26 protein-coding genes and 1 riboswitch are annotated in these 25,399 nt (G+C 72.0%); of the genes, 8 read left to right on the top strand and 18 right to left on the bottom strand.

All coding sequences use genetic code 11. The features are described from left to right. Positions 1–465 precede the first annotated feature (465 nt). Entirely contained in the window at positions 466–906 is a 441-nt protein-coding gene (locus ABD810_RS11420) for an SAV_6107 family HEPN domain-containing protein (RefSeq protein WP_344937758.1), read from the bottom strand. A 606-nt stretch (positions 907–1,512) separates the two neighbouring features. After that, positions 1,513–2,352, bottom strand: a complete 840-nt coding sequence (locus ABD810_RS11415) for a L,D-transpeptidase family protein (RefSeq protein ID WP_344937756.1) — start codon at positions 2,350–2,352, stop codon at positions 1,513–1,515. Between the two features lie 161 nt (positions 2,353–2,513). On the opposite strand from ABD810_RS11415, the gene ABD810_RS11410 reads away from it, so the two are divergent. Beyond that, complete coding sequence (locus ABD810_RS11410; protein WP_344937754.1) at positions 2,514–2,957, top strand: YbaK/EbsC family protein; 444 nt, start codon at positions 2,514–2,516, stop codon at positions 2,955–2,957. 109 nt (positions 2,958–3,066) lie between these two features. Next, positions 3,067–3,621, top strand: coding sequence for a GNAT family N-acetyltransferase (locus ABD810_RS11405; RefSeq protein ID WP_344937752.1), 555 nt, complete (start codon positions 3,067–3,069; stop codon positions 3,619–3,621). 31 nt (positions 3,622–3,652) lie between these two features. Here the strand turns inward: ABD810_RS11405 and metF are convergent, their stop codons facing one another. Then, positions 3,653–4,627, bottom strand: a complete 975-nt coding sequence (metF, locus tag ABD810_RS11400; RefSeq protein ID WP_344937750.1) for a methylenetetrahydrofolate reductase [NAD(P)H] — start codon at positions 4,625–4,627, stop codon at positions 3,653–3,655. 340 nt (positions 4,628–4,967) lie between these two features. Here metF and ABD810_RS11395 point away from each other — a divergent pair, with 340 nt between their 5' ends. Further along, a complete protein-coding gene (locus tag ABD810_RS11395; RefSeq protein WP_344937748.1) occupies positions 4,968–6,035 on the top strand; it encodes a polyprenyl synthetase family protein in 1,068 nt (355 codons plus the stop codon). Between the two features lie 67 nt (positions 6,036–6,102). Here ABD810_RS11395 and thiE read toward each other — a convergent pair whose 3' ends face one another. From thiE to ABD810_RS11380, 3 genes are read right to left on the bottom strand one after another with little or no spacing between them, the layout of a single operon-like run. After that, entirely contained in the window at positions 6,103–6,759 is a 657-nt protein-coding gene (thiE, locus tag ABD810_RS11390) for a thiamine phosphate synthase (protein WP_344937746.1), read from the bottom strand. Beyond that, complete coding sequence (locus tag ABD810_RS11385; protein WP_344937744.1) at positions 6,737–7,111, bottom strand: Rv2175c family DNA-binding protein; 375 nt, start codon at positions 7,109–7,111, stop codon at positions 6,737–6,739. Before ABD810_RS11385 ends, thiE begins: the two co-directional genes overlap by 23 nt. 49 nt (positions 7,112–7,160) lie before the next feature. Continuing rightward, complete coding sequence (locus ABD810_RS11380) at positions 7,161–8,330, bottom strand: NAD(P)/FAD-dependent oxidoreductase (protein WP_344937742.1); 1,170 nt, start codon at positions 8,328–8,330, stop codon at positions 7,161–7,163. A gap of 138 nt (positions 8,331–8,468) precedes the next feature. Continuing rightward, a riboswitch (TPP riboswitch) is annotated at positions 8,469–8,580 on the top strand. Between ABD810_RS11380 and thiO the strand changes: the two genes are divergently transcribed. The 4 genes from thiO (at position 8,549) to pknB (ending at position 12,853) form a co-directional block, all read left to right on the top strand. Further along, positions 8,549–9,826, top strand: a complete 1,278-nt coding sequence (thiO, locus tag ABD810_RS11375; protein WP_425566883.1) for a glycine oxidase ThiO — start codon at positions 8,549–8,551, stop codon at positions 9,824–9,826. Its footprint overlaps the riboswitch before it by 32 nt. After that, entirely contained in the window at positions 9,823–10,023 is a 201-nt protein-coding gene (gene thiS / locus ABD810_RS11370) for a sulfur carrier protein ThiS (protein WP_344937738.1), read from the top strand. Before thiO ends, thiS begins: the two co-directional genes overlap by 4 nt. Before the next feature lie 52 nt (positions 10,024–10,075). After that, positions 10,076–10,843 carry a thiazole synthase gene (locus ABD810_RS11365; protein ID WP_344937911.1) on the top strand — a complete coding sequence of 256 codons (768 nt, stop codon included), beginning with the start codon at positions 10,076–10,078 and terminating at the stop codon, positions 10,841–10,843. Between the two features lie 39 nt (positions 10,844–10,882). Continuing rightward, positions 10,883–12,853, top strand: coding sequence for a Stk1 family PASTA domain-containing Ser/Thr kinase (gene pknB, locus ABD810_RS11360; RefSeq protein ID WP_344937736.1), 1,971 nt, complete (start codon positions 10,883–10,885; stop codon positions 12,851–12,853). A 25-nt stretch (positions 12,854–12,878) separates the two neighbouring features. Here pknB and alc read toward each other — a convergent pair whose 3' ends face one another. The 9 genes from alc to uraD form a co-directional block, all read right to left on the bottom strand. Beyond that, positions 12,879–13,850 (bottom strand): allantoicase, encoded by a 972-nt coding sequence (alc, locus tag ABD810_RS11355; protein ID WP_344937734.1) that lies wholly within the window; start codon positions 13,848–13,850, stop codon positions 12,879–12,881. 42 nt (positions 13,851–13,892) lie between these two features. Then, on the bottom strand, positions 13,893–15,209 hold the full coding sequence (allB, locus tag ABD810_RS11350; protein ID WP_344937732.1) for an allantoinase AllB: 1,317 nt from the start codon (positions 15,207–15,209) through the stop codon (positions 13,893–13,895). After that, on the bottom strand, positions 15,202–16,350 hold the full coding sequence (locus ABD810_RS11345; RefSeq protein ID WP_344937730.1) for a glycerate kinase: 1,149 nt from the start codon (positions 16,348–16,350) through the stop codon (positions 15,202–15,204). The genes allB and ABD810_RS11345 overlap by 8 nt, the downstream gene beginning before the upstream one ends. 87 nt (positions 16,351–16,437) lie before the next feature. Next, the gene (locus tag ABD810_RS11340) at positions 16,438–17,823 is read right to left on the bottom strand and encodes an 8-oxoguanine deaminase (RefSeq protein ID WP_425566881.1); all 1,386 of its coding nucleotides are present in this window, start codon (positions 17,821–17,823) and stop codon (positions 16,438–16,440) included. Further along, a complete protein-coding gene (locus ABD810_RS11335) occupies positions 17,820–18,293 on the bottom strand; it encodes a (2Fe-2S)-binding protein (RefSeq protein WP_344937728.1) in 474 nt (157 codons plus the stop codon). Before ABD810_RS11335 ends, ABD810_RS11340 begins: the two co-directional genes overlap by 4 nt. Then, positions 18,284–19,159, bottom strand: a complete 876-nt coding sequence (locus ABD810_RS11330; protein ID WP_344937726.1) for an FAD binding domain-containing protein — start codon at positions 19,157–19,159, stop codon at positions 18,284–18,286. Before ABD810_RS11330 ends, ABD810_RS11335 begins: the two co-directional genes overlap by 10 nt. 10 nt (positions 19,160–19,169) lie before the next feature. Next, positions 19,170–20,045 (bottom strand): factor-independent urate hydroxylase, encoded by an 876-nt coding sequence (gene pucL / locus ABD810_RS11325; RefSeq protein WP_344937724.1) that lies wholly within the window; start codon positions 20,043–20,045, stop codon positions 19,170–19,172. A gap of 2 nt (positions 20,046–20,047) precedes the next feature. Continuing rightward, entirely contained in the window at positions 20,048–20,371 is a 324-nt protein-coding gene (gene uraH / locus ABD810_RS11320; protein ID WP_344937722.1) for a hydroxyisourate hydrolase, read from the bottom strand. Next, a complete protein-coding gene (gene uraD / locus ABD810_RS11315) occupies positions 20,368–20,961 on the bottom strand; it encodes a 2-oxo-4-hydroxy-4-carboxy-5-ureidoimidazoline decarboxylase (protein ID WP_344937720.1) in 594 nt (197 codons plus the stop codon). The genes uraH and uraD overlap by 4 nt, the downstream gene beginning before the upstream one ends. Positions 20,962–21,116: 155 nt before the next feature. Here uraD and ABD810_RS11310 point away from each other — a divergent pair, with 155 nt between their 5' ends. Continuing rightward, positions 21,117–21,995, top strand: coding sequence for a deoxyribonuclease IV (locus ABD810_RS11310; RefSeq protein ID WP_344937718.1), 879 nt, complete (start codon positions 21,117–21,119; stop codon positions 21,993–21,995). A gap of 476 nt (positions 21,996–22,471) precedes the next feature. On the opposite strand, the gene ABD810_RS11305 is transcribed toward ABD810_RS11310, so the two are convergent. From ABD810_RS11305 to ABD810_RS11295, 3 genes are all read right to left on the bottom strand, one after another. Beyond that, positions 22,472–23,284, bottom strand: a complete 813-nt coding sequence (locus ABD810_RS11305) for a LytR/AlgR family response regulator transcription factor (protein WP_344937716.1) — start codon at positions 23,282–23,284, stop codon at positions 22,472–22,474. A 73-nt stretch (positions 23,285–23,357) separates the two neighbouring features. Beyond that, positions 23,358–24,548 carry a histidine kinase gene (locus ABD810_RS11300; RefSeq protein WP_344937714.1) on the bottom strand — a complete coding sequence of 397 codons (1,191 nt, stop codon included), beginning with the start codon at positions 24,546–24,548 and terminating at the stop codon, positions 23,358–23,360. A gap of 44 nt (positions 24,549–24,592) precedes the next feature. Next, positions 24,593–25,201, bottom strand: a complete 609-nt coding sequence (locus ABD810_RS11295; protein WP_344937712.1) for a molybdopterin-dependent oxidoreductase — start codon at positions 25,199–25,201, stop codon at positions 24,593–24,595. Positions 25,202–25,399 lie beyond the last annotated feature (198 nt).

Below are 25,399 nucleotides of genomic sequence, written 5' to 3'. Positions count from 1 at the left end.
CACCCGCCGGACGCTGCTCGTGCCCGCCCTGACGCGCTTTCCGGCCACTCCAGGCGCTTCTCGTGCCCGCTCTCAGGCGCTTTCGCCTCAGCGGCGGTCAGGGCGGGGTCATGCTGCCGGCGACTGTGGTCGAGCGCCTGCGGATCACCGTCAAGCGGTTTGTGAGGCCTTCGGGCAGGCTGGAGTCTGAACCTGACTCAGGGGGCTGTCGCCGTGGCGCTGACGGCCTGACGGCTACCGTCGCCGTGGCGGGCCTGACGACTACATCGTCGTGGCGGATGGCCTGACGACTTTGTCGACGTCGGCGCTGATGGCCTGACGACGTGCGGCACGGTCCACGGTTTCTCGTCACCGCCGTGCGTCACTCGGGCCCGGCGTGTCACGCCAGGTGGGTGCGGGGCGGGTCGCCATGGACACGGCCGGCGCGGTCGGTGGACGACCGCCGCGGTGAACTCCGTGGCTCTCTCACCCCGCCAAAGGGGCCCTCACCGGCAGTGTGGACTGGCCCGGGACGCCCAGGATGCCCTCGACGACACCCACGAAGGTGTCGGCCTCGGCGAGCAGTTCTTCGGCGTCTCGCTCCGACACCACACGGACCATGCCGGCTTCGGCCGCGGCGCGCTTGGTCGCGCTCACGGCGAAATAGGCGGCCCACTGCGCCAGCCGGGGCTCCGCGTCGGGCAGAAGCTCCCACGCGCTGCGCAACCGCCGCCTGCGGCTGTCCATCGGACGCGGCAGTGCCGCCAGGATGCCCGCCGCCGCCCTCAGCGCCGCGAGATGCGCAGAGACGTAACGCTCGGCGGGAGTGCGGGCCGCCGCGGCGTCCGCGAGACACGCGTGCGCGTCGGCCAGATGCGCGCGCACGGTCTGTGAAACCCGGGGACCTTCTCCGGACTCTCGAGTCATGCCACCCTCCTTGGGGTCGTGGCCCCGGCGGTGACCGCCGGTGATAACACAGTCGCAGACACCACCGACAATTTCGGTGATCCGCTGGTCGTGGGTCACTCGGCCTGGCTCGTACCTCGCCTTCTCACCCGGATCCACCGCCTGATGTGCGCGATGGCCGGCCCGGATGCTTCCTGCCGCGGTGCCTTTCCTCTGCTGCTCCGGCAGTCCTTGGATGGGGTCTGACGTTGTGCGTCTACGGCCGGACGAGGAGCTTCCCCTCTCCCCGCCCGGCCAACGGATCGCGTGGCGAGGCCGCCGCCGACGACACTCTCCCGCCTAGTAGTGAGGGCGGGCCGCGAGTCCCACCCTCACTGTGTCGAACATAAATTCGATGATGCGTATTGTCAAGCACCACACGAACATAGGTTCGATCATGTGGTCAGCATGCTGATCTCTCGCCGCGAACCGCGATCGGCGATCGGCGACGCCCCGGCGCCCACACCGTCGAGACGGCCGCCGGGCGACCACCACGCCCGCGTACGGACCCACAGACGGCGAGAGCCGCGGTCGTCGTGACGACCGCGGCTCTGGGGTGATCTCCGCCGCTCGGCGACGGTGACGAGGTCAGCGCTGGAACCTGCCCTTGACGTGCACCGGGACGCCGGTGCCCAGCAGGCCGGGCAGAACCTGCGCGACGTGCATCGGAAGCCGGACGCATCCGTGGGAGGCCGGGTAGAGCGGGACCGACAGCGCGCCGTGGAGGGCGATGCCGCCGTTGAAGAAGATCGGGTTGTAGAGCTGGCCGAGGTAGGACTTGTGCCAGCCCGAGCGCCGCCAGGTGGTCTTGAAGTTCCCCGTAGGCGTCCTGGCGCTACCGCAGAACCTCTGCGTCTTGCCCTGCCAGACGGCCGTCTCGCAGTAGGGGATGCCGCTGCCCGAGGAGATGTGGGTGATGAGCCTCACCTGACCGGCTCGGTAGAGCACGGCGATCTGCTTGGTGAGGTTGATCTCCACCCGGTCGGGCTTGCCGTTCGGGACGAGCACCTGGGGAGCCTTGGGCAGCTCCAGCGCCCGCCACGTGCGATTGCCGATGGTGCTCGTCGGGGAGATGCCCTGGACCTTCTGGAAGGCCCACACGGCGGACTGCGTGGTGCCGCCGTACTTGGCGTCGATCTCGCCGGGAACGTAGCCCAGCTCGCGGAGCCTGCTCTGCAACTCCTTGACGGCCGCGCCCTTGGCGCCCAGTTTGAGGCTGCCGTGCGGCGCCACGAAGGGCTTGGCCGCGCGCGCCTGAGTGACCGGCGCCGCCGGGATCGCCACCGCCTGGGTGACCACGTGACCGGCCGCCGCGGCGCCCGTTCGCGCTAACGGTCCGGTCTGCTCGGCCCCCGCCGCGCCACCGGAGACGAGCACGGCTCCCGCGGTCAGCACCACCGCGGCGGCGAGCCGCCTTCGAACCCCCATGTCAAATCTCCCCTTCGAACACACCTCAGATAGGTGAAGGACATTAGCGCATTGGTATGGCCGCGCCCTGTGGAGTCACGGAGATGTAATCAATCGCCGATGTCCGTCAATCTGTTTAGAGTGTTCGCGTGCCAGAAAAGTTGCATCCGAGCGTGCTCAAAGTGTCCGAGGCTCTCCGTGAATCCGGCGCGACCGGCGAAGTGGTCATACTGACCGAGTCGGCGCCCACCGCCGCCACGGCCGCCGCTCAGTTGGGATGCGAGGTCGGCGCGATCGCGAACAGCCTGATCTTCGACGCCGACGGGGAGCCGTTGCTGGTGCTCACCAGCGGCGCCCACCGGGTCGACACCGGCCTCATCGCCAGGCTTGTCGGCGTTTCCAAAGTCAGGCGGGCGACTCCGGAGTTCGTGAAGGCGGCGACCGGGCAGACCATCGGCGGCGTCGCGCCGGTCGGCCATCCCGCACCCGTCCGCACTCTGGTGGACACCTGGCTGAGCAAGCACAGTGTCGTTTGGGCCGCGGCCGGCCACTCCCACACGGTCTTTCCGACCACTTTCGACGAGCTCGTACGCATCACCGGCGGCACCCCGGCCGAGGTGGAATAGGCGCGTCCCAGCGGGGCGGACGGTAGGGGGAAATGCCGGGAAAGCGGGTGAATTCCGCTTCCGCCGGGTTGGACGGCCGGGTGAATGCCGCCCTGCTAGTGTGCGGTGAGTGATCGAACTGCGACGCGGGGGTCCCGAGGAGTTCAACGCCGCGCTGAACACCGTGATCGGCGTTTACACCGCGGCGATGCGCCCTCCCGTCGATCAGCTCTCCGGGCGGCAGAGCATCATGCGCAATCACTCGACATTTCCTGATTTCACCTGCTTGTTCGCCGAGAACACGGACGGCACCGTGGTCGGTTTCGGGTACGGCTTCCACGGCATGCCCGGCCAGTGGTGGCATGACGTCGTGCGCCGCGCCCTGCACGACCAGGCGGGGCCGACGATCGCCGCCGCCTGGTTCGGGAACGCGTTCGAGATCGCCGAGATCCATGTGCACCCCGACTACCAGGACAAGGGCATCGGCCGCCGGCTGGTGCGGGATCTATGCGAGGGCAGGCCCGAGAGCACGGCCGTGATGTCGACCCACGACCAGCCCACGGCCGCGCGTCACCTCTACCACCGGCTCGGCTTCACCGACCTCATGACCATGTTCGTCTTCCCCGGGGGCTACGAGCACTACGCCATCGTCGGCAGCCCTCTCCCGCTCCAGCCCATCGCCTAGCGCCCTCGCACGCGAGGGTGAGGCCTGGTGTCTAGTGGACGGGGGCGGGGACGCCCGGGGCGGGGGTGCGGGTCGCCGGCACCGTGACCGCGGCGGGCGCGGGGGTCAGTGCCTGGTAGACCTCGCGGGTCGCGCTCGACCGGTTGAAGGTGATGAAGTGGATGCCGGGGGCGCCCTCGTCGAGCAGGGTCTGGCACAGCTCGGCGGCGTGCTCGATGCCGAGGCGGCGCACCGCCGCCGGGTCGTCGGCGACCGCCTCGAAGCGCTCGGCGACCTCCGGCGGGAAGGGGGCGCCGGAGAGCTGCTCCGACCGCGCGATCGTGCTCATCTGGGTGACGGGCATGATGCCGGGGATGATCGGCGTGTCGCAGCCCTGAGCGGCCACGCGGTCGCGCAGCCTGAGGTAGTCCTCGGCCCGGAAGAACATCTGCGTGATCGCGTAGTCGGCGCCGGCCCGGCACTTGCGAACGAAGTAGTCGGTGTCAGACTCGATCGTCGGCGACCTCGGGTGCCGGTAGGGGAAGGCGGCCACCCCCACACAGAAGTCGCCGGCCTGGCGGATGAGACGCACCAGATCCTCGGCGTACAGCACGCCCTCGGGGTGCTTGATCCACTCTGCCAGAGGGTCGGCGCCCCGCGGGTCGCCGCGCACGGCGAGGATGTTGCGCACGCCCGCGCCGGCGAACCTGCCGATCAGATGACGCAGCTCGCGGATCGAGTGGTCGACCGCGGTGAAGTGGGCGACCGGTGTGAGCGTCGTCTCGTGCGCGAGCCGCTCGACGATCTCCACCGTGCGGTCCCTGGTGGAGCCGCCGGCGCCGTAGGTCACAGAGACGAATGTCGGGCGCAGCCCCTCCAGCTCGCGGATCGCGCGCCAGAGCTGCCGTTCGCCCTCGTCGGTCTTCGGCGGGAAGAACTCGAAGGAGAACGACCGGCCCCCGGAGGCGAGCAGTTCCCTGACGGTGGGAACACGGTCGGGAAAGACTGAAGGACGACCCAGAGCCATGAGTCCAAGGCTACAGGTCCGCTCCGCCGCACACCGCTGGCGATCGTGCGGTGTTCCGGACGGGATCCGCGTCACCCTCCCGCAGATCCCGCGACACCCGCGGGACCGGTCCGCCGCCCCGGTGATCGTGCGACGGCGCGGGGGGTCCGCGTCACCCTCCCGGAGGTCCCACAACGCCCACAGGGCCGGTCCGCATCGTGTGAGACCCGTTCTCGCGGACTGCCGGCCTCGCGCCCTGGGTGTCCACGCGATATGTCCGTCTGCCCTGCCATCGCCATGACCTGCGTCACACAGGGGACGGCGAAGCGGAGCGCGCCTGTGTGGCCGTTAATCTCAGAGCATGACCACATCCTTCGCCCAGTCGGACGCCCTCCGTTCCGAGGTGGACCGCCGCCTCCGGACGTTCGTCGACCGGCAGCGTCCCCTGGTCAGCGGCCCCGAGCTGAGCCCGCTCCTGACGACCGCGGAGGACTTCCTCGCCGGGGGCAAGCGGCTGCGCCCCGCCTTCTGCTACTGGGGCTGGCGCGGCGCGGGCGGAGGGGACGACCCGGCGATCTTCACCGCCGCCGCGTCACTGGAGCTGCTGCAGGCCAGCGCCCTGATCCACGACGACGTCATGGACGCGAGCGACCTGCGCCGTGGCAAGCCCGCGGCGCACCGGCGGTTCCAGGCGCTGCATGAGCGGTCGGGCTGGCGGGGATCTGCCGTGCAGTTCGGCGAGGGCGCGGCGGTGCTGCTGGGCAGCCTGCTGCTGGTCTGGTCGGGCGAGATGTGGCGTACGAGCGGCCTGCCCACCGAGGCGCTCGCCGCCGCCGAGCCGGTGTACGACCTCATGCGCACCGAGCTGATGTGCGGGCAGTATCTCGACCTGCTGGAGCAGGCGCACGGCGAGAACACCTTCGACAGCGCGCTGCGCGTCGCCCTGCACAAGAGCGGCAAGTACTCCGTGGAGCAGCCGCTGCGTCTCGGCCTGACACTGGCGGCGCGCGGCCAGGAGCCGTGGATCGACCGGTTGTGCGTCGAGTACGGCCAGAAGGTCGGCATCGCCTTCCAGCTCCGTGACGACGTGCTGGGTGTGTTCGGCGACCCCGCCGAGACGGGGAAGCCCGCCGGTGACGACCTGCGCGAGGGCAAGCGCACGATGCTGATCGCGCGCACGCTCTCGGCCGCGTCCGACCGGCAGGCCGGCGAGGTGCGGCTGCTGCTCGGCGACCCCGGCCTGAACGCGGACGGCGTCGAGCGGCTCCGCACGATCATCGAGGAGACCGGCGCGCTCGCGGCGAGCGAGGAGATGATCAAGCGTTACCTGGACGACGCGCTGAACTCCCTGGAGCAGGCGCCGATCACCCCCGGGGCACGCGAAGCCCTGGCGGAGCTCGCCGTGGCCGCCACCTCACGCCGAAGCTGACTCCCGGCCCGCGGCCAGGCCCCCCGGGGCACGCGAAGCCCTGGCGGAGCTCGCCGTGGCCGCCACCTCACGCCGAAGCTGACTCCCGGCCCGCGGCCAGGCGGCGCGCGAACTCCGCGGCGGCGGCACCGGGGTCGCCGGCCTCGGTGATGGCCCGCACGACCACGACGCGCGTCACGCCGCACGACATGACCTCGTCGAGCGTGCCGAGGTCGACGCCGCCGATGCCGAACCACGGCCGGTCGGTGCCCAGCGCCGCCGCGTGCTTCAGCAGACCGGGCCCAGGCGCCGGGCGCCCGGGCTTGGTCGGCGTCGGCCAGATCGGCCCGCAGCAGAAGTAGTCGACGCCCTCCTCGACCGCGGCCGAGGACGCCTCCGCGTCGCTGTGGGTGGACCTCCCGATCAGGATGTCCGGCCCGAGGATCTCGCGGGCCACCGCCACGGGCAGGTCGTCCTGCCCGAGGTGGAGCACGTCTGAGCGCGCCGCGTAGGCGATGTCGGCCCTGTCGTTGACAGCGAGCAGGGCTCCGTGCCTGTCGCAGGCAGCGCGGAACACCTCGAGCAGCGCGAGCTCCTCGCGGGCCTCCAGGCCCTTCTCGCGCAACTGGACGATGTCCACGCCGCCGGCGAGCACGTCATCGAGAAATTGCTCGAGATCGCCCTGGCGGCGGCGCCCGTCGGTGCAGAGGTAGAGCCTGGCGTCAGAAACCGAGCGCCTGGGCACGCCTCTTCACCTCGGTGTGCCGGCCCGCGACGAGTGCGTCGATCGGCGCTCCCGGCAGGGAGTCATCGGCGGTGAAGAGCCACCGCAGGGCCTCGACGTCGTCGTAGCCGGCGTCCGAGAGGACCGTCAAGGTCCCTGGAAGCCCCTTCACGACGTCGCTCCCGGCGATGAACACCGCGGGGACCTCCGGCTCCGGCCCGCCCCGGCGGACACCGATGAGCTTCTTGTCCTTGAGAAGCTGCTTGGCACGCCCGGTGCTGAGCCCGAACCGCCTGCCCACTTCCGTGAGGGGGAGCCATTCCCCCACCAACTGGTCGGTTTCCCGGTCGATCTGTGCAACAGAAAGCGTCACGAAACCACAACTACCACGTCGTGCCTCTTCTCAAACACCCTTGAGGGGGTCACAAGCAGTCACGCAAGGGTACCGAGGGGTCCATCGCGCGATCCACATCGAGCCTTTGCCCGCCCTCGACGATGCGTCGTCCTTGCACCAGGTCGCGTGGGCGGTCGACGGTAAGGATAGCGGCCAGCCGGTCGTCGTCGGTCAGCCACAGCACCGCCCACTTGCGGTCGGCGGCCGGGTCGCCTCGCAGGACCAGCCGGGCCCCGTCGTGATGACCGGCGTACTGCAGCATGCGGCCGAACTGCTCGGACCAGAAGTACGGGACCGGGTCGTAGACGGCCGACTCGCCCAGAAGGGTGGCCACCGCGGTCTCGGGAGCGTTCAGGGCGGTGTCCCAGTGCTCGACCCGCATGCGGCGGCCGAAGCGCCGTGACAGCCAGTTGGCGCAGTCGCCGACCGCGACCACACCCGGCATCGAGGTGCGCAGGTGCTCGTCGACGAGGATCCCGTTGCCGACCTCCACGCCCGAACCCGCGAGCCACCCCACGGAGGGGCGCACGCCGACGCCGGTCACCACCACATCGGCCGGGATCCAGGAGCCGTCCATCATGGTCAGGCCACCTGGATCGACCGAGCCGACCATCGTGCCGAGCCGCAGATCGATGCCGGCCTCGGCGTACCAGGGCACGGTGTAGGAGCCCACCTCGGTGCCGAGGGCCACGGCCAGCGGCGACCCCGCGGCCTCCACGACGGTCACCTCGCAGCCGGCGCGGCGCGCCGCCGTGGCGACCTCGGCGCCGATCCAGCCCGCGCCGACCACCACCACGCGGGCGCCGGAGACGAGCAGGGCGCGCAGGGCCAGGGCGTCGTCGATCGTACGGAGCACGTGCTGGGCGCCCTCGCCGCGCAGCCTGATGGGCGAGGCGCCGGTGGCGATGATCAGGCCGTCGTATTCGAGCTCGCCCTCGGTGGTCTCCAGGGCGTCCTCGCGCAGCCCCTTGGCGGCCACGTTGGTGCGCAGGTCGACATCGAGCGCGCCGAGGTCGGAGTCGACGAGCGTCGAGTCGAGGTCGCCGAGCAGCACGGCCTTCGACAAAGGCGGCCGATCGTAGGGGCGGTGGCTCTCTTCACCGATCAGGGTGATGCGCCCTCGATACCCGCGCGCCCGCAGCGCCTCGACACTCCGCACGCCGGCCAGCCCGGCCCCCACCACCACGACATGATTCACATCCTGACCCTAAGCGGCCAGCCGGGTAACTCGCCAACGGCGATTTGGTAACAAATCAGCTCACCATCGCACACAGCGCGTGATGAGAACGCTCATGCGGGTGCGCAAGACGTACCGAGGCAGGAATAGGCTGGTGCCGTCAGCACGCGCGGGAGTCCGGCGAGACCGGGCTGAGAGGAGGGCTCAGGGCCCTCGACCGCAAAGACCTGATCCGGATCATGCCGGCGAAGGGAGCGGGACCTCAGGTGAACGTGCCGCATACGGATGTGGTGGTCGTCGGCGCAGGCGTCGTCGGCCTGTCGGTCGCCTGGCGTGCCGCCCGGCGCGGGTACACCGTCACCGTCGCCGACCCCGCGCCCGGATCGGGCGCCTCCCACGCGGCGGCGGGGATGCTCGCACCGGTGAGCGAGGTCACCTACACCGAGGAGCCCCTGCTCCGGCTGGGCCTCGCCTCGCTGGCCCGCTGGCCCGCCTTCGCCGCGGAGCTGTCCGGCGAGGCCGGGGTGGAGGTGGACTACCGCACCGAGGGCACGCTGGACGTCGCCTTCGGGTCGGACGACCTGGCGGCGCTGGGCGAGCTGGCCGACTTCATGGAGAAGCTGGCCCTCCCGGTCGACCGCCTGACCGGACGCGAATGCCGCCGCGCCGAGCCGATGCTCGCCCCTTCGGTCCGTGGCGGGGTCCTGGCCTCGGGAGACGCCTGGGTCGATCCGCGGCGGGTCACGGCCGCCCTGCTCGCCGCGCTGTCACGCCAGGGCGTGACCCTGGTGACCGACCGCGTCCGCGGCCTCGCCGTCGAGGGCGACGTGGTCCGCGGGGTACGGCTGGCGCGTGGCGGGCGAGTCTCCGCCGACCGGGTCGTGCTCGCCGCCGGGGCCTGGTCGGGATCCTTGGACGGCGTTCCGCCCGAGGTCCTGCCACCGGTGCGCCCGGTCAAGGGCCAGATCATGCGGCTGCGAGGCGATCCGGGGTTCCTCGGCCGGTGCGTGCGCGGGGTGGTCCACGGGTCCCACGTCTACATGGTGCCCCGCGGCGACGGGGAGATCGTGCTCGGCGCCACCCAGGAGGAGATGGGGTTCGACACCCGTGTGACCGCCGGTGGCCTGTGGGAGCTGCTGCGCGACGCGCGCGAGCTCGTACCCGGCGTCACCGAGCTGGAAGTGACGGACGTGTTCGCCGGGCTGCGCCCGGGGACCCCCGACAACCTCCCGCTCATCGGGCGGACCGCCCTGGAAGGGCTCCTGCTCGCCACCGGCCACCACCGTGGCGGTGTCCTGCTCTGCCCCCTGACCGCCGACTTCATCGCCGGGGAACTGGCCGGAGAACCGGCCCAGGACCTCGGTGGCGCGGCGGCCGGCCCGCCCGTCGCGGCGATCTGCTCGCCCCTGAGGTTCGGCCCGGGCCGGGCCATCAGCGACCCTCACCGATGGAAGAAGGAGGAACGGGGCCCCTCCCCTGGCCTGCGGCCAGGGTCTCCCGCCCCGGAAGCGCGATGAAGGTAACCATCAACGGCGCCCCCCACGACCTGCCGCCCGGGGCCACCGTCGCACAGGCGGTACAGAAGCTGACCCCGGCCGTCGCCGGGGTCGCGGTCGCGCTCAACGACGAGGTGGTACGGCGTGGCGCGTGGCAGTCGACCGCGCTCGGCGAGAACGACCGCGTCGAGGTGCTCACGGCGGTGCAGGGTGGCTGAGAGGCGAGTGGACCCGGTGGGAAACGGACAGGGCATCGACCCCGTGGACGAGATGCTGGTGCTCGGCGGCGAGAAGTTCGGCTCCCGGCTGATCATGGGCACCGGCGGCGCGCCGTCGCTGGAGGTGCTCGACCAGGCGCTGGCCGCGTCCGGCACCGAGATCACCACGGTGGCCATGCGACGGCTGGACCCCGGCTCCCGGGGGTCGGTGCTCGACATCCTGCGTGACCGGGGCGTGAAGGTGCTGCCCAACACGGCGGGGTGCTACACCGCCGGTGAGGCCGTGCTGACGGCCCGGCTGGCCCGAGAGGCCCTGGGCACGCCCTGGGTGAAGCTGGAGGTCATCAGCGACGAGCGGACCCTGCTCCCCGACCCGATCGAGACCTTCGACGCCGCGGAGCGTCTGGTGGCCGACGGGTTCGTGGTGCTTCCCTACATCGGGGACGACCCCGCGCTGGCGCGCCGGCTGGAACAGGCGGGGTGCGCGGCCGTGATGCCGCTGGGGGCGCCCATCGGCTCGGGCCTCGGCATCCGCAACCCGCACAACATCGAGCTGATCGTGGAGGCGGCGACCGTCCCGGTGATCCTGGACGCGGGGATCGGCACGGCGAGCGACGCGGCCCTGGCGATGGAGCTCGGATGCGACGCGGTTCTGCTCGCCAGCGCGGTGACGCGGGCGCGCAGGCCGGACCTCATGGCGATGGCGATGCGGGAAGCGGTGACGGCGGGCCGTATGGCGCGCCTCGCAGGACGGATACCCCGGCGGCGGTACGCTGAGGCCTCCTCGCCGATGATCGAACCGGCCGGCGGGGAGCGATGACCCCTTGGCGATGGGAGAACATGTCGGCATCGGTTTGGGATGTGCTTGCCCTGCCCCTGGCAAACCGCCCGTAAACTCACTCCCGTGGACACGACGGTTGCGGACCCCCTTGTAGGGCGGCTGCTGGACGGGCGCTATCGCGTTGAGTCCCGGATCGCCCGGGGTGGGATGGCCGCCGTTTACCTGGCCCTGGACATCCGGCTCGACCGCACGGTGGCCCTGAAGGTCATGCACCGGTCGCTGGCCGAGGACCCCGACTTCGTGCGGCGATTCATCGGCGAGGCCAAATCCGTGGCGAGCCTGTCGCACCCCAACGTGGTGCACGTCTTCGACCAGGGCACCGACGGCGACCATGTCTACCTGTCGATGGAGTACGTCCCCGGGCGCACCCTGCGGGACGTGCTCCGCGAGCGTGAGCGCCTGCCTGCCCGCGAGGCCCTGGAGATCATGATCCCGGTCCTGGCGGCCCTGGGCGCCGCCCACCAGGCGGGCATGGTCCACCGGGACGTCAAGCCGGAGAACGTCCTGCTCACCGACGACGGCCGGGTGAAAGTCGTCGACTTCGGGCTGGCCCGCGCCATCGAGGCGGGGAACCAGACCAGGACCGGCGTCATGATCGGCACGATCGCCTACATGTCGCCCGAGCAGGTCACCGCCGGGGTCGCCGACGCGCGGAGCGACGTCTACGCCGCCGGGGTGATGCTGTTCGAGCTGCTGACCGGGCACCAGCCCTACCAGGGCGACAACCCCATGTCGGTGGCCTACCGGCACGTCCACGACCGAGTGCCCCCGCCGTCCTCGCTGGTGCGGTCGAGCCCGCCGCTGCTGGACACGCTGGTCCGGTCCGCGACCGACCGCGACCCCAACCACCGGCCCGCCGACGCCACCGCGCTGCTCGTCGCGGCCGTCGACGCCCATCGCATGCTGCCGCGCGACATGGGCCCGCAGCGCCCGCCCACGGGCTCGGCGGCCGGCGCTCCCCTGGCGGCCCATCAGATGGGGGCCCCGCCCGCCCATCCGACCCTGATCCACTCCGCGACCGAGATGCTGACCGCCCCGGCCCTGGCGCCGCCGCCCGAGGCAGGGCCGAAGGTCGCGGGGTTCCGTCCGAACTGGTTCATCGTCGCGCTGGCCGTGGTGATGATCGCGGCGATCGCCGGCACCGGATGGTGGTTCTCCGAGGGCCGCTACAGCAAGGTGCCCGATCTGCTCGGTATGAAGACGTCGGTCGCCAAGCTGGAGGCCGAGAAGCAGGGCTTCAGCGTCAAGATCGGACAGGCCGAGAACGACGACAAGCTCGCCGAGGGCAAGGTGCTGCGCACCGACCCCGAGTCCGGCAGGGAGGTCGTCAACGGGGCTTCGATCACGCTGATCCCGTCGGCGGGACCGGTCAAGATCTCGGTGCCCAACGTCGTGAACCTCTCCGAGGCCGACGCGCGGGCCAAGATCTCCGACGCGGGCCTGTCCACGGGCGCGGTCAGCCGGGTGCCCAGCGACACCGTCCAGCGCGGCCTGGTGCTGCGCACGAGCCCTCAGGTCGGCACCAAGGTGACCAAGAGCAAGCGGGTCGAGCTCGTGCTGAGCGCCGGGCAGCTCATGCCCGACGTGAGCGAGATGCAGTGCGACCAGGCCGAGGCGTTCCTGCGGCAGAAGGGGTACAACCCCACGGTCGTCCAGCAGGTCGACAACGCCCAGCCCGGCACGGTCATCGCCCAGAGCCCCGCCGCGCGGGCCGAGGTGACGGCCGGGCAGGCCGTCCAGCTCACCTGCTCCAAGGGGCCCAACACCGGCTTCCGCTGGCCGTGGGAGAACCCCGACAACGTCCAGCCCGGCCAGACGCTCGTCGCCATCCCCGACGTCCGTTTCAAGAACGTGGCGGACGCGATGAGGGAGTTGCGCGCGGCCGGGTTCAGGGTGCGCGTGCGCAAGATCGCGGGCGCGGGCGCCGTGGTCGCGGAGAACCCCCTCGGTCAGGCCCCGGCGGGCACCCGCATCACGATCTGGCACTGACCCCAGGCGGCGGCCCCGGCGGCTTTCAGCCGCGCGGGGTGCCGTGGAGGCGGAGGCGGCCCATGCCGCCGTCGGGGTAGATGTCGAGGCGTACATGCGTCACCGCACGGTCGCCCTGGAGGCGGAACCTGTGCCGGGTGTCCGGCTGGAGCCGGGTCCGGGCGAGCAGCTCGAACCACTCGGTGTCCTCCCCCGGCGCGCCCACGGGAACGTCGGCTCCCGCCAGCGAGGCGGAGCCCGGGGCGTTGAACACCAGATTGGTGGTGTCCAGCTCGGCCACGCGCACGACTCCGGGGGCGGCCAGCCGGACGACCAGCCAGTCGTTCCCGCCGTCGCGGCGGCGGGCCGTCTCCCACCCTTCGGCCTGGTGCCGGGGCAGGCCAGGGGCGATCACGTTGACCGGCGAGGAGTAGAACTCGTCCGAGCAGCCGGTGACCAGGGCGCCGTTCTCCAGCGCGGCCAGGTCCACGGTCATCCCCTCGTACAGTGCGAGGTCCGCCACCACCTCTCCGTGGACGCGCAGCCGGGAGACGCCGCCATCGGGGTAGATGTTCAGCCGCACGTGCGTGAACCGGCGGCCGTCGCCGACGGTGAACTCGTGGGCGGCGTCCCCGTCCAGCGGGCTCCTCGGCACGATCTCGGCCCAGGCGGCTTCCTGGAGCTCGGCGACCGAGGGGTAGCCGTCCACGGCGCACGCCTCGACGGAGGCGAAGGGCGGGTAATTGCCGATGAACCAGGAGGTGTCGACCACCACGCCCCGGATGACACCCGGCATGCCCAGCCGGACGATCGCCCAGTCGTGGCCGGGCTCGCGGCGCCGCCGGGTCTCCCAGCCGTCGTAGACCTGCCCCCTGGCCCCGAAGGTGCCGGGCCGGAAGGCGGACGCCCCGGGCCTGATCAGCGACTGCCGCTCGGCGAAGGACTCGTCGCTCGCGGCGACGACCGATCCGCCGTACGAGCGCAGCGCCAGGTCGGGGAGTCGTGTGACGTCACTCACCGGCGCCGCCGGCCTGGGCTGCTCGGGCGGCTGGCTGCTGGTTCAAAGAAGCTCTCCAAAGGGTGGGACGGTGTCGGTCACGGGCCGGCCGCGCAGCCAGGTGGCCCGCACCACTCCGGTCAGCGCACGGCCGTGGTAGGGGGTCACCGGGTTGCGGTGGTGAAGGGCGGTCGCCTCGACGGTGAACCGCGCCGTGTCGTCGAAGGCCACGAGGTCGGCGTCGCGGCCCACGGCGATGCCGCCCTTGGCCCGCAGGCCGGCGAGTGCCGCGGGCCGCCCGGACATCCACTCGACGACGCGCGCCAGCTCGTACCCACGCGACCGCGCCTCGGTCCAGACGGCGGGAAGGCCCAGCTGGAGGGAGGAGATCCCGCCCCAGGCGGCGGCGAAGTCGGGCACCTTCAGGTCGGGGGTGGAGGGCGAGTGGTCGGAGACGACGCAGCTCAGCACGCCGGCCGCGAGACCGAGCCACAGCTCGTCGCGGTTGGCCCCGTCCCTGATCGGCGGGCAGCACTTGTACTCGGGGCCGCGCACCTGCTCGGCGGTGAGGGTGAGGTAGTGGGGGCAGGTCTCGGCGGTGATCCGCACACCATCGCGCTGCGCGGCCTCAAGGGGTTCCAGGCAGGAGGCCGAGGACACGTGCAGGATGTGGGCCCGGGCGCCGGTCGCGCGGGCCACGCCGATCACCCGCTCCACGGCGCGGCGCTCCGCCTCCCCCGGCCGCGAGTCGAGGAACTGCGGGTATGTCGGGCCGGCCGGGTCGGTGAGCAGGCCGGGGTCCTCCGCGTGCACCACCATGAGCCCGTCGAAGGCGGCCACCTCGCTCATCGCCTCCAGCAGGCCGTCCGCGTCCAGCGGCGGGAACTCCTCCACGCCGGACGGCGACAGGAAGCACTTGAAGCCGTACACCCCGGCCTCGTGCAGCGGCCGGAGCGCCGCGGCGTTGCCGGGGATGGCCCCGCCCCAGAAGCCCACGTCGACGGCGCACTGGCCCGCGGCGGCCGCGCGCTTCACCTCCAGCGCCTCGACGTCCACGGTCGGCGGAAGGGAGTTGAGCGGCATGTCGACGATCGTGGTCACGCCCCCGGCGGCCGCCGCCCTGGTGGCCGTGGCGAACCCCTCCCACTCCGTGCGTCCGGGCTCGTTGACGTGGACGTGGGTGTCGACCAGCCCGGGCAGCAGGCACAGGCCGCCCAGGTCCACCTGCTCGGCCGCCGTGACCGGTTCGTCGTAGGGCATCAGCGCCGCGACCACCCCGTCCCGGACCGCCACGGACAGCGGGCGCTCCCCATCGGGGAGCACCACCCGGCGGGACCGCACGACCAGGTCGAAGCCGCCCACCGGCTCGCGGTCACTCATGCGCGGGGACGGCGGGCCGAGGGAGCCACTCGGCGGCGAGGGTGGTGGCGAGGCGTTCCAGCAGCGGACCGGCCTGCTCCATGCAGCGCCGCGGATCGTCTTCGATGTCGGTCAGCGCGAAGGCGGCCTGGATGCCGGCCTCGCGCAGTTGCCCTGTGGTCAGCGCCCGGCGCCCGCACACCGCGATCACCGGAACCCCCGCCGCGGCGGCGGCCTGCGCGACCCCGGCAGGCGCCTTGCCGCGCAGCGTCTGGTCGTCCAGCGAGCCCTCTCCGGTGATCACCAGCCGGGCGCCGGAGAGCCGCGCGGAGAAGCCGAGCAGGTCGAGCAGGAGGCGGATCCCGGGCCTGAACTCGGCTCCGAGGAAGGCCATCGCGGCGAATCCGACACCGCCCGCGGCCCCCGCGCCCGGGGTGTCGCGCACCCGTACCCCGAGGTCGCGCTCGGCGATCTCCGCCCAATGCGCCAGGCCCTCCTCAAGCCTCGCGAGCTCGGCCGGGCCCGCTCCCTTCTGCGGGCCGTACACCGCCGCCGCGCCTTCGGGCCCGAGCAGGGGGTTGTCCACGTCGCCGGCGACGACCACCTCGACCCCGGCGGGCCGTACGAAGCCGGACAGGTCAAGCGAGCGCAGGCCGGCCAGGGCTCCGCCTCCAGGCGGCAGTTCCTGCCCGCGCGCGTCGAGCAGGCGCACGCCGAGGGCACGCATCATGCCCGAGCCGCCGTCGGTGCACGCGCTCCCGCCGAGGCCGAGCACCAGTCGCCGTGGCCTCCGGCCCAGCGCCGCCGCGATCAGGTCGCCGGTGCCGTGGCTGGTGGCCGTGAGAGGCGCGAGCCGCCCGCCAGGGAGCCGGTGCAGGCCGGACGCCTCGGCCAGCTCGACCACCGCGACACCGTCACGGAAGCCGTAGGCGGCGGTCACCGGCTCGCCGGTGGGACCGGACGCCACGGCCTCCAGGCGCTCGAACCCGCACGCCACGGCCGCCTCCACGGTGCCGTCGCCGCCGTCGGCGACCGGCATGGTGACCACCGTGACGTCCGGGCGCGCCGCGCGGAGACCCGCGGCCACCCGGCCGGCGACCTCCACGGCGCCGAGCGAGCCCTTGAACTTGTCGGGCGCGATCAACACGTGTCCCGCCGTCACCCGAGGACCTCCGGCCACGCATGTCCTGGCATCACGCAGGGGACCTCCGACCTCACGCAGGGACCTTCGACTGCATTTGCCCTGACATCATGCACCGGCCTCCGGGCTCACGGTGAAGCCCCTGTCGGCGGCGAGGCGGGTGAGGCGGTGATGGGCGTCGGCGCCCGCGCGACCGGCGGCGTCGTGCGCCACGGTGCGCAGCTCGCCGTCCCGCACCACCGTCTCGCCGCCCACCAGCACCAGGGCCACCGGCGGCGTCGCGCCGAAGACCAGCGCGCACACCGGGTCCTCGACGGCCGCGGCGAACCCGTCGACCCGCCACAGCACGATGTCGGCGAGCTTCCCCGGCTCCAGCGAGCCGATCTCGTCCTCGCGCCCGAGGCACCGGGCTCCGCCCAGGGTGCCGATCTCCAGCGCCTGCCGGGCGGTCAGCGCCGCCGGCCCGTACCTGGCCCGCTGGAACAGCAGCGCCTGCCGCATCTCCCCGGCCAGCGGCGTCAATTCGCTGGAGGCGCTGCCGTCCACGCCGAGGCCGACGACGGCCCCGGCCCGGAGCATCTCGGACACCCGGGCGATGCCCGCCCCGAGCCGGCCGTTGGAGCTCGGGCAGTGGGCCGACCCGGTTCCGGTGTCGGCGAAGCGCTGGATGTCGCGGTCGTGGAGGTGGACGGCGTGGGCCACCCAGACGTCGGACCCGAGCCAGCCGAGCTTCTCCATGTAGTCGACCGGAGTGCAGCCCATCTGCTTCAGGCAGTGCTCCTCCTCGTCGAGGGTCTCGGACAGGTGGGTGTGCAGGCGCACGCCCTTGGCACGGGCCAGCGCCGCCGCCTCGGTCATCAGGCCGGTGCTGACCGAGAACGGCGAGCACGGCGCGACGGCGACCTGGAGCATGGACCCCGGCGAGGGGTCGTGGTAGGCGTCGATGGCCTCCGCCGTGGCGTCGAGGATCTCCTCCAGGCCCTCCACCACCTCGTCCGGTGGCAGGCCGCCGTGTGAGACGCCCCGGTCCATCGAACCCCGGCACGGGTGGAAGCGCAGGCCGAGGTCGCGGGCCGCCTCGATCTCGGCGGCGAACAGGTCGCCCCTGCCCTTGGGGAAGATGTAGTGATGGTCGGTGGTGGTGGTGCAGCCCGACAGCGCCAGCCAGCCGAGCCCGGCGGTCGCCGCGCCCTTCACCACCTCGGCGTCCATGGCCGCCCACACCTGGTAGAGCGAGGTCAGCCACTCGAACAGCGTGGCGTCCTGTGCCACTCCCTGGGAGGCCCACTGGTAGAGGTGGTGGTGGGTGTTGACCAGGCCGGGGGTGGCCAGGCAGCCGGTGCCGTCGATGCGGGACGCGCCGGGCACCTCGGGGGCCGGGCCCGCGCCGAGCGCGGCGATGCGGCCGTCCTCGATGTGGATGTACCCGCGGCCGATCTCCGGCCCGCGGACCGGGGCGATGGAGACGTTCTCGATGAGGGTGGACACGCTCACACCACCTCCGCCTTTCGCGCGGCGGCCAGCCGGACCGCGTCGAGGATCTTCTCGTATCCGGTGCACCGGCACAGGTTGCCCGCCAGGGCCTCGCGGATCTCCGCGTCGCTGGGGTGTGCGTTCCGCTCGATCAGGTCGTGGGCCTGCACGAGCAGGCCCGGCGTGCAGAACCCGCACTGCACCGCGCCACACTCGACGAACGCCTCCTGAACGGGGTCGAGCCGGTCGCCGTCGGCCAGCCCTTCGACGGTGCGCACCTCGCGCCCTTCGGCCTGCCCGGCGGCGACCAGGCACGCGCACACCGGGAGCCCGTCGAGGTAGACCGTGCAGGAGCCGCACTCGCCCTGCTCGCAGGCGTTCTTGGACCCGGGCAGGCCGGCCCGCTCCCGCAGGACGTAGAGCAGGCTCTCGCCCTCCCAGACTCCGTCAATCGACTGGGTCCTGCCGTTGACGGTGAGGTTCACGCGCATGCGGCCGCCTTCTCGCGGTAGTCGTTCCAGGCCCAGGTGAGCGTGCGGCGGGCCATCACCGAGACCGCGTGGCGGCGGTAGCCGGCGGTGCCCCGCACGTCGTCGATCGGGGAGGCCGCCTGGGCGGCCAGCTCGCCGAACCGGGCCAGCAGCGTGGTGCCGAGCGGGGCCGAGCCGGTCCAGTCGAGCTCCGCGGCGAGGAACTCCTCCGCGGCGACCGCGCGCCGGGGCGTCGGGGCGGCGGAGCCGATTCCCGTGCCCGCCCGGCGCCCGGCGGGGTCGAGGGCGATGGCGAAGGAGCACACCGCGATCACCATGGCGTTGCGGGTGCCGACCTTGGAGAAGTACTGCGGGCCCGCGGCCGGGCTCATCACGAAGGCGCGGATGAGCTCGTCGGGCTCCAGTGCGCTGCGTTTGACGCCCAGGTAGAACTCGGCGGCCGGGATCATCCGCGTACCGCGCGCGGCCGACTCGACCTCGATGACCGCGTCGCCGGCCAGCAGGGGCGGGTGGCTGTCGCCCGCGGGCGACGCGGCGCCGAGGTTGCCGCCGACCGACCCGCGGTTGCGGATCTGCGGCGACCCGACCGTACGGGAGGCCTGGGCGAGCCCGGGAAGCTTGTCCCCCAGCTCGGCGATGACCCGTGTGTACGACACCCCGGCGCCCACGCGGAGCCGGCCGTCGGCCATGGGCTCCCAGTCGCCGAGCTCGGCCACCTGGTTGAGGTCGATCAGGGCCACCGGGCGGCGCACGTCGAAGTTGATCTCCACCATCACGTCGGTGCCGCCCTGGATGGGCACCGCCTCCGGGGTCTCCGCCTTGGCGGCCAGCGCCTCGCTCCAGGTGGTGGGTCGCAGGAAGTCCATCGGTCCTCCCCTAGTCCCAGGCCGGGCCGGCGGCCGGCGCGTCGTCGTGGAGCACCGTGCCCTCGATCAGCCCGTACGGACGGTCGGCGGCGAAGTACACCTCGTTGTCGTTGTCCAGGCCGAAGGGGGCGAGGTCGACCAGGAAGTGGTGCTTGTTCGGCAGCGCCAGCCGCACCTCGCAGATCTCCTCGCGGGCGGCCAGCACGCGCTCGCCCATGGCGTAGAGGGTCTGCTGCAGGGAGAGGCTGTGGGTGCCGGCGAACGCCTCCACCAGGCATCGCCGCACTTCTTCATACGATTTTCCGAAATCGTATGACATTGCGTGATCCGAGGCCGCGGTGTGGCGCCAGCGGGCGTTCACGGTGGTGGCGAGGACGCGGTCGGTGGCCGGGCGCAGGGTGGTGTACTCGTCCTCGATGAACCCGTGGAACTCCGAGCCCGTGGAGTTCAGCAGGACCAGGTCCTGGAGGCCGGACACCACCGTGGAGCCGCCGTCCCGATCGTGGTGGACCACGCATGTGCGGGTCTCGGTCGCCGAGCGTACGAAGGAGTGCGGGCCCTGCCGCTCCCAGGAGTACTCCTGCACCGCCACCCGGGCGTGGTGGATGGTGGGCTGGGAGCCGGTGAAGTGCCGGGCCAGCAGCAGGGCGAACTCCTCGATCTGCCCGATGCCGTACTTCTTGGCGAAGGCATAGACCGTGTTCTTCTGCGAGTCCGTGGGCAGCACGGCGGCGTTGCCGCCGTTCAGGTGCACATCCGTCATGTCACCGGAGAGCGAGATGCCGACGTTGCAGTCCTTCAGATGGTGGACGTCGCCGTCACGGGTGACGCGGACGACCCGGATCTCCGCCTTGCCGTAACGGTTGGGTCCGAGGACGACGGTCATCGCTAGCTCCCTCGGTACGTCGAGTAGGCGAACGGGCTCAGCAGCAACGGCACGTGGTAGTGCGCGGCGGGGTCGGTCACGACGAAGGTGACGACCACCTCGGGGTAGAACGCCGTCACACCGGACCGGGCGAAATAGGCGCCGGTCTCGAACACGAGGCGGTGGACGCCCGTGCCCGGCTCCCCGGCCGGCAGCCAGTCGCGCAGCCGGCCGTCGTCGTCGGTGACGCCCTTCCCGATCAGCCGGTCCCCGTGGCGCAGGCTCACGGCCACGCCTGGGGCCGGCCGGCCGTTGCTGGAGTCGAGCACGTGGGTGGACAGGCTCACCTCTGCTCCTCTCCGTGGTCGCCGGCGGTCCCGGCCGCCCGCGGCGACGCCGCCGTGACCTCTTCTTCTTCCTCCGCGAGGAGCTTAGCCACCCGCAGGCGCGTGATCTTGGCGAGCTCCTCCCTGACGACGGCCCGCTCGGCCCGCTCGTCGTTGCGCAGGCGGTCGCTGAGCCGATCGAGCATCTCCTCCGCCGCCAGGCCCGTGGCGCAGATCAGGTACACGTGGCCGAACCGCTGCTCGTACAGCACGTTGCCCGCGGCCAGCTCCGCCAGCACCCGCCGGTCCGCCCGCGCCGTTCCGGACTGCTCGTCGCGTGACCAGGACGACTCCCGGCTCGCGCCGGCGGCCCGGTCGCCGATCCGGGGGTGGGCGGCGAGCGCCTCCAGCACCTCGGGCCAGCTCAGCTCGCGGACCGCCGCCGCGGCCGCCGCGGCGAGCCCTTCCGCGTCGTCGTACGGTCGCCGGGCGGCCACCTCGCGGGCGAATGCGGGCGAGGCGCAGCAGCTCAGCAGCTCCAGCTCGGCCCGCGGAGGGCTCAGAGCGTTGAAGCCCGCCAGACCGCGCCGGCCGGGTGTCACGTTCGGCATGCCAGCAAGTAGACAGTCACCGGCGGGCGAGGTCCAGCGACAGGAGCTCCCAAGTGGGCCAACGCATCGTCACGACTTTTCGTGTCATGCTCCAAGCCGCCCGGAAGCGCGCCGTCGCCGGGGCACCAGGCGGACTCCCATAAGCTGGATCCACCATGACCGTTACCTCTCTCATCGGCAGCCACGCGCTGGTCACAGGCGGTCTGGCCACCGGTGGCCTGCGCTACGCCGCCGAGACCGAAGCCGAGGTCATCCAGGTCTTCGTGACCAATCCCCGGGGCTGGGCGCTGGCGGCGGGCAGGCCTGCCGAGGACGCCGCGCTCCGCGCCTCGGGCCTTCCGGTGTTCATCCACACGCCCTACCTCGTCAACATGGGCTCCCCCAGCGCCGACACCCTGGAGAAGTCGATCCTCACCATCCGGCACGCCCTCCAGCGGGCCGTGGAGATCGGCTCTGGCGGGGTGGTCGTGCACACCGGGTCCGCCGTGACCCAGTCGCGGGAGGACGCGATGCGGCAGCTCCACGAGCACCTGCTCCCACTGCTGGACGAGATCCCGGAGGGCGGACCCGACCTGCTGTTCGAGCCCATGGCGGGCCAGGGGCAGATGCTCTGCGCCACCGTGCACGACCTCGGCCCCTATCTTGAGGCCCTGGAGTACCACCCGCGCGCGAACGTCTGCCTGGACACCTGCCACGCCTTCGCCGCCGGGCACGATCTGGCGGCCCAGGGCGGGATGGGGCTCATGCTCGACGCGCTGCACGCCGTCGCGCCGGGACGGCTGAAGCTGCTCCATGTGAACGACTCGAAGGACGCCTGCGGCTCCAAGAGGGACCGTCACGAGAACATCGGCGCCGGCCAGATCGGCACGGAGGCCTTCGGTGAGCTGCTGCGCCATCCGGTCGCGGCCGGGGTACCGATGTGCGTCGAGACCCCCGGCAAGGCCGACCGGCACCGCGACGACATCCTGCTGCTGAAGAGACTGCGCGACGGGCAGAGCCTGCCTGATGACGGGCCGGGTTCGCCGTCCCGCTGAGGGAGGGGCGCCGCGTCCTGCTCGGCAAAGGGTGACGGGCGGCCCGCGTGGGCGTGGCTGTGGCGGGGTGTTCGCCGCGGAGATCCGGTCGCCCCCCTTTGACCGGATCACCTGTGGGGCCTTGCGGCCGACCGGCGAACACCCCACCCCGCCGAGGCCGACGGGCCCTACCCCCCGGTAAGGGCCCGGCGACCTTGATGACCACCCTGGTTCGCGCGTGCGCGCGGAAGCCCGGTGATCACCTTCGGGTCCGCGTATCCAAGGTCTTCCCAGCCCATGGGGTGGGTGTCCCCCCCGGTTACGCAGTGCGGCTCTTCGACGCGGACGACATTACGGCGGGCCGTCCGCGTCGCGCGGCCCGCTTGGCTTCCGTCTCGCCAAGCGGTCTGTAGTCATCGATGTACGGAACGTGACGTCGCGACGAGCGGTGGTTCTCCTCCGACGAGCGGCGGTCCGGGGGCTCGCGAGCGGCGGGCTCACTGTCCCGGAGCGACCGGATCCGCACCAAGGGGGGCGATCCCGCGGGCGAAGCTCTCGGCTACGGGCGGGAGCGCGCCGCGGAACTGCCGGACGAGTTGCTCGCGGACGCGACGGCTGTGCCTGCGGCTCACCGGGAGCGTCGTCGCGCCGACGCGGAGCACGATGCGCCCCTCGTCGAACCGCATCTCGGTGACGTGCCGCGCCGACACCAGCGTGCTGCGATGGACCCGGATGAACCCCGAACCGGCCCAGCGGCGCTCCAGGGCCGCCAGGGACATGCGGACCAGATGGGTGCCCTCGGCGGTGTGCAGGCGCACGTAGTCGCCGCTGGCCTCGGCGTAGGAGACGGCGTGCTGGGGCACGAAGCTGGTGCGCCCGCTCAGCTCGACCGGGATGACGTCGTCCATGGCCGCCTCCCCCGAGGACGGGCCGTACGTCGCCGACTCCAGGCGCCGCACGGCCTCGGCCACCCGCTCGGGACGTAAGGGCTTCAGCAGGTAGTCGACGGCCTCCAGCTCGAACGCCTGCACCGCGCGGTCGTCGTGCGCGGTCACGAACACCAGCTTGGGCGGGCTCGGGAAGGCGCCGATCAGCCTGGCCAGATCAAGGCCGTCGAGACCGGGCATGCGTATGTCAAGGAAGACGCTGTCGAGCCTGTCTCCGGCGCCGATCATGGCGACCATGTCCTGCAGCGCCGTGACCCCGTCGGAGGCGGTCAGCACCTGCTCGACGCGGTTGTCCTGCCGGAGAAGGTAGGCCAGCTCCGACAGCGCGTGAACCTCGTCGTCAACCGCCAAGACACGGAGCATGGGGACCACGCTGCCGCCCGCACCGCCTTCCGGGCAACCCTAATCTCAACATTGTGTAATGGGTTGACTCCTCTTAGTTATAGCTTGGCCGCATTTTCGGCACCCGCATGCGGACCGTCGTGCCCTCGCCCGGCGCGGTGTCGATGACCAGTCCGTACTCCTGGCCGTAGATCTGGCGCAGCCGCACGTCCACGTTGGCGAGGCCGATGCCGCCGCTGTCGCCGCTGGGCGGCTCGCCGTCGAGCATCTCCCGCACCCGCTGGGGATCCATGCCGGCGCCGTCGTCCTCGACGATGATGTGCACCTCGTTGCCCACGTCGCGGACCACGACGCTCACCTCCCCCGCCCCCCCGCCGCGGCGGATGCCATGCGTGATCGCGTTCTCCACCAGGGGCTGGAGGCACAGGAACGGCACGGGCACGGGCAGGACCTCCCTGACGACGTCCACGACGAAGCGCAGCTTGTCGCCGAAGCGGGCCCGTTCGAGCAGCAGGTAGCGGTCGACGCAGGTCAGCTCGTCGGACAGCGTGGTGAAGTCGCCCGCCCTGCGCAGCGCGTGCCTGGCGAAGTCGGCGAAGTCGAGCAGCAGCTCGCGGGCCCGGTCGGGGTCGGTCCGCGTGAACGAGGCGATCGTCGCCAGCGAGTTGCAGACGAAGTGCGGTGAGATCTGCGCCCGCAGGGCCCGCGTCTCGGCCTCCAACGCCCGCCGCCGCGTCGCGTCCAGCTCGGCGAGCTCCAGTTGCCCCGAGGCCCACTTCCCCACCTCGGTCGCCGCCCGTACGAGCGCGGCGCTGACCGGGGAGTCGTAGGCGGCCAGGGCCCCGATGACCCGTCCGTCGACGGTGAGCGGCACCACGACGGCGCCGCGGATGGCGCAGTCCTCCGCCTCGCAGAACAGCTCGTCACCCGCGACGAGGTGGGACCGTCCGCCCGCGAGGACGCCGTGGACGTGCCCGATCAGGTCACGGGTGTGCGCGTCATCGGGGGCCTCCCACGCTCCGTCCCAGGCCAGCACCTGGTCGGTCGAGGTCACGGCGAGGGCGGCCGTGCCCACCAGGGCACGCAGATGGCGTACGGCCCGGCGGGCGGAGTCGCGGGCCAGCCCGGCACGGAGGTAGGGCGCGGCCATCGCGGCGAGGTGCAGGGTGGCGAACGTCGCGTTGTCCACCGGGTCGCCGCGCCCGCTGTCGCCGCCGCGGCGGCCCAGCCGGTACCCGACGAGACCGCTCAGCACACATAACACCACGCACCCGGTGAGGAGCATGCGGGCAACCGTAATAGGTCACGTATTGTGATCGTGGGGGAACTCTACGGAGGACCGTCTCCTGGGTCCTCCTGGTAGGCGTAACGCTGCTCGCGCCACGGATCGCCCAGGTTGTGGTAGCCGCGTTCCTCCCAGAACCCGCGGCGGTCTTCCCGGAGGTACTCCACGGCACGCACCCATTTCACGCTCTTCCACGCGTAAAGGTGCGGGACGACGATGCGGACCGGGTACCCGCGCTCGGGGGACAGCGGCTTCTCGTCAAGCTCCATGGCGAAGACCGTGGAGTCGCGGTCGAAGTCGGCGAGCCGGATGTTGGCGCTGTAGCCGTACTCCCCCCAGATCATGACGTGGGTGACGCCCGCCGCCGGAGGCGCGGTCTCCATAAGGGTCTTGGCGGATATGCCGCCCCACTCGTTGCCCATGATCGAGAATTTGGTGACGCAGTGGAAGTCGGCGACGACCGTCACGCGCGGCAGGGCGGAGAACTGCGGCCAGGTGAGGCGCATCTCCTCTCCCGAGGCGGTCGCCCCGAACACTGAAAGGTTCCATCGCTCCGGCCGGAACTGCGGGACCCGGCCGTAGTGGATGACCGGTCGGCCACGTGGGATGTACTGCCCGGGGGGCAGTCGAGATTCCTCGGTTGGATCCGGCACGCAGCAATCCTGCCATCGCGCCGGGGGACGCGCCTCATTGGCACCCCGTTAGCCCGGCCCCTCCACCGGTTCCCGGTGGCCGTAGGGAGAAGGGCCTCACGCCAGGGCAGGAGGGTGCGCTACACTCCCTCCCATGTGCATCGCAGTTGAGTTTTGGTATGGCGACGGACCCGTGGAGCGGACCGTTCGCCGTCAGAT

Source organism: Sphaerisporangium flaviroseum (assembly GCF_039537005.1).
GTDB classification, from domain to species: domain Bacteria; phylum Actinomycetota; class Actinomycetes; order Streptosporangiales; family Streptosporangiaceae; genus Sphaerisporangium; species Sphaerisporangium flaviroseum.
This window is presented reverse-complemented; position numbering and strand designations above follow the sequence as displayed.